Consider the following 4,246-nt stretch of genomic DNA (forward strand, 5'->3'; position numbering starts at 1 on the left):
CACCTTCCTCGAAATCGGACCACACAACACCCTCACCACACTCACCCGCGAAACACTCCCGCACGCGACCGCACTACACACCAGCCACCGCACCAACGGCACCAACATCGACACAGTCCTCGCCCAAACCTGGGCCAACGGCCACGGCAACCACCCAGCCCAACCCACCAACCACCTACCCGACGCACCCACCTACCCGTTCCAACACCAGAGCTACTGGCTGGCCGGTGTGTCGCGGACGGTCGAGGGCCACCCGATCCTGGGGGCGGCTGTGGAGCGGGCCGACGCGGACGGCAGCCTGCATCCCGGCACGCTGGACCCGGCCGTGCAGACCTGGCTCACCGATCACGTCGTCGCCGGGGGTGTGCTGCTGCCGGGCACCGCCTTCGCCGAACTGGTGCTGCAGGCCGGATTCGACGCGGCCGGGCTGGACCGGATCGACGATCTCACCCTGGAGGGGCCGCTGCCGGCCGCCGGGCGCACCGAACTGCAGGTCACCGTGGGCACGGACGACGGTTCCGGCCGCCGGCCGGTGTCGCTGTTCTCGCGCGGGGCCCACGGCTGGGTACGGCACGCCACCGGCCATCTGACCGAGGCAGGCCCGGCCACCTTCGACCTGCGCGAATGGCCGCCCACGGGGGCCGAGACGATCGACGTGGACCAGGTGTACGAACAGCTGGCCGCCGACGGGTACGCGTACGGCCCCGGCTTCCGCCTGCTGCGGCGTCTGTGGCGCCGTGGTGGCGAGGTGTTCGCCGAGGTCACGCTGGACGACGGGACGGCCGGGGCGCACGGGTACGGCATCCACCCGGCCCTGATGGACGCGGCACTGCACCCGATCTCGGCCGGGCTGGTCGACTCCGGATGGGAGCCGGGCCGGATCCGTCTGCCGTTCGCCTGGTCGGGTCTGTCGCTTCACGCGTCCGGCGCCTCGGCGCTGCGGGTTCGCCTGACCTCGTCGCACGCCGGTGAGGTCACGGTGCAACTGGCCGACCCCACCGGCGCACCGGTCGCGATGGCCGAGTCGCTGGCCGTACGGGCCCGGCCGGACAGCGCCGGCACCGGCAACCTGTACGCCGTCGAGTGGGTCCGGCTGGCCCCGCTTCCCGCCGAGGGTGGGCCGGTCGAGGTGACCGTCGCCGACCTGCGGGAGATCACCGTCGGGGACGCCCCGGACGATGCGCTCGCCGCCACCGGGCACGCCCTCGACGTGGCCCAGCGGTGGCTACGCGACGGCGACGGCCTGCTGCTGGTGCTGACCGCCTCGGTCGCCGACCTCGCCGGGGACATGCCGCCGAACGGCGCCGCCGCCGCGGTGTGGGGTCTGCTGCGTTCGGCGCAGACCGAACATCCGGGCCGGTTCCTGCTGGTCGATGCCGGTGACGGCGACCCGGACCCGGCCGCGCTGGCCGCGGCGGCCACGGCCGGCGGCGAATGGCAGCTCGCGGTTCGTGACGGTACGGTGTTCGTCCCGCGGCTGACGCCGATCACGGCCGGCTCCGGCGACGCCGGGCCGTCGACGGGCACGATCCTGATCACCGGCGGGACGGGGGCGCTCGGCCGGTTGACCGCGCGCCGGCTCGCCGAACGGCATCCGGATCTGCGGCTGCTGCTGGTGTCCCGCAGCGGGGCCGGTGCGGACTTCGCCGACGACTTCGCCGGGCTCGGCGGGCGGGTGCGTGCCGTGGCGTGCGACGTGACCGACACCGGCCGGCTGGCTGAGCTGCTGGACGGCGTACCCGATCTGGTGGGGGTGGTGCATCTCGCCGCGTCGCTGCGTGACGCCCCGCTGGATGCGCTGGAACCGGATCTGCTGGGTGAGGTCTTCGCCGTGAAGGCGGGGACCGCATGGCAGCTGGACCGTCTGACCGCCGGCCGGAACCTGGCCCGGTTCGTGGTGTTCTCCTCGATCGCGGGAACGCTGGGCAGCGCGGGGCAGGCCGCCTACGCGGCGGCGAACGCCTACCTCGACGCGCTGGCCGCACGCCGGCGCTGGGCCGGGTTCGCGGCCACGTCGGCGGCGTGGGGTCTGTGGGACCTCGGGCTCGGCGGCACGCTCGGGGCGGCCGACCTGGCCCGCCTGGCCCGGGCCGGTGTCGTCCCGTTGCCGGCGGCCGCGGGTGCCGAGCTCCTGGACCCGGTGTGGGGCACCGACCGGGCGGTCATCGTGCCGGCCGCGCTGGACACCGCAGCGGTCCGGCAGTCCGGTGAGGTGCCGGTCATGCTGCGCGGGCTGGTCCGTGCCCCGCAGCGCCGCCGGGCGGCCGCGGCCGGCGCCCCGGTCGCCGGTGGGCTCGCCGCTCTTCCGGGCGCCGAACGTGACCGGTTGCTGCACGATGTGGTCCGCGAGCACCTGGGTGTGGTCCTCGGTCTCCCGGCGGACGAGCCGATCGAGGCCGGTCGGGCGTTCAAGGACATGGGTTTCGACTCGCTCAGCTCCGTCGAGCTGCGGAACCGGCTGAACGCCGCCACCGGCCTGCGGCTGCCGAGCACGCTGCTGTTCAACCATCCGACCCCGGCCGCGCTGGTCGCTTTCCTGGCCGATGAGCTGACCGGGCACACCGCCGAGCCGGTCGCCGTCGCGGCCGCCACGGCCCCCGTCGACGAGCCGATCGCGATCGTGGCGATGGCCTGCCGGCTGCCGGGCGGGGTGTCCACTCCGGAGCAGCTGTGGGACATGCTCGCCGATGGCCGCGATGCGGTCGGTGACTTCCCGGTCAACCGCGGCTGGGATCTCGGCTCGCTCTACGACCCGGACCCCACCCGGTACGGCAAGACGTATGTGCGCCGGGGCGGTTTCCTGCACGACGCGGACCGGTTCGATCCGGAGTTCTTCGGGATGAGCCCGCGGGAGGCGCTGGCCACCGATCCGCAGCAGCGGCTGCTGCTGGAGACGGCCTGGGAGACGTTCGAGCGGGCCGGCATCGACCCGCGGGCGGTACGCGGCAGCCGGACCGGTGTCTTCGCCGGCGTGATGTACCACGACTACGGCGGCCGGCTGCAGGAGGCGCCGGAGGGGCTCGAGGGTTACGTCATCAACGGCAGCGCGGGCAGTGTGGCGTCGGGCCGGGTGGCGTACAACTTCGGTCTGGAGGGCCCGGCCGTCACGGTCGACACCGCCTGCTCGTCGTCGCTGGTGGCGGCGCACCTGGCGGCGCAGTCGCTGCGCAGCGGGGAGTGCTCGCTGGCGCTCGTCGGTGGTGTGACGGTGATGGCGACGCCGAGTGTCTTCGTGGAGTTCTCGCGGCAGCGGGGTCTGTCCCCGGATGGGCGGTGTAAGGCGTTCTCCGACGGCGCCGACGGCACCGGCTGGGCCGAGGGTGCCGGCATGCTGCTGCTGGAGAAACTGTCCGACGCCCAGGCCAACGGCCACCCGATCCTCGCCGTCATCCGCGGCACCGCGATCAACCAGGACGGCGCGTCGAACGGCATGACGGCCCCGAACGGTCTGGCGCAGCAGCGGGTGATCCAGCAGGCCTTGGCCAACGCGGGTCTGTCACCCGACGACATCGACGCGATCGAGGCCCACGGCACCGGCACCCGACTCGGCGACCCCATCGAAGCCCAAGCACTCACCAACACGTACGGCACGGGCCGCCAGCGGCCGCTGTGGCTCGGCTCCCTCAAGTCGAACATCGGCCACGCCCAAGCCGCCGCCGGAGTCGCCGGAGTCATCAAGATGACCCTCGCCCTGCAGAACCAGCAACTACCCCAAACCCTGCACGTGGACACGCCGACCAGCCACATCGACTGGAACGACAACCCACTCACCCTGCTCACCGAACCGCAGCCCTGGCAGGCCGGAGAGAAAACTCGTCGCGCGGGCATCTCGTCCTTCGGCATCAGCGGCACCAACGCCCACCTCATCCTCGAAGAAGCACCCACCACACAACCGATCGACACCACCTCGGACTCCCAGGCCCTCACCCGCGGTGCCGTGCGACAGCGCCAAGTGCTGGCCTTCAGCGCCAAAACCGAGACAGCACTACACGCATACGCCCACAACCTCGCCAACTACCTACACCACAACAACGAGACCGGACTCGCCGGACAACTCGCCACCCGCACCACCTTCACCCACCGCGCAATCACCACCCCCACCGACCTACGCCACAACCGATACACCACCGGCACCACAGGCGGAAAACTCGCCATCCTGTTCACCGGCCAAGGCGCCCAACACCCCAACATGCACCACATCACCCACCCCACCTTCACCCACCACCTCAACCAGATCCTCACCCAC

At 72.3% G+C, this 4,246-nt stretch carries 1 protein-coding gene; it reads left to right on the top strand.

Going from position 1 to position 4,246, the window contains the following annotated elements; all coding sequences use genetic code 11:
• Positions 1-4,246, top strand: a 4,246-nt coding sequence (locus ACFOX0_RS33890) for a type I polyketide synthase (protein ID WP_377553730.1), incomplete at both ends; no start/stop codon positions are given.

This window comes from Micromonospora zhanjiangensis, from assembly GCF_042650605.1.
Lineage (GTDB): Bacteria > Actinomycetota > Actinomycetes > Mycobacteriales > Micromonosporaceae > Micromonospora_J > Micromonospora_J zhanjiangensis.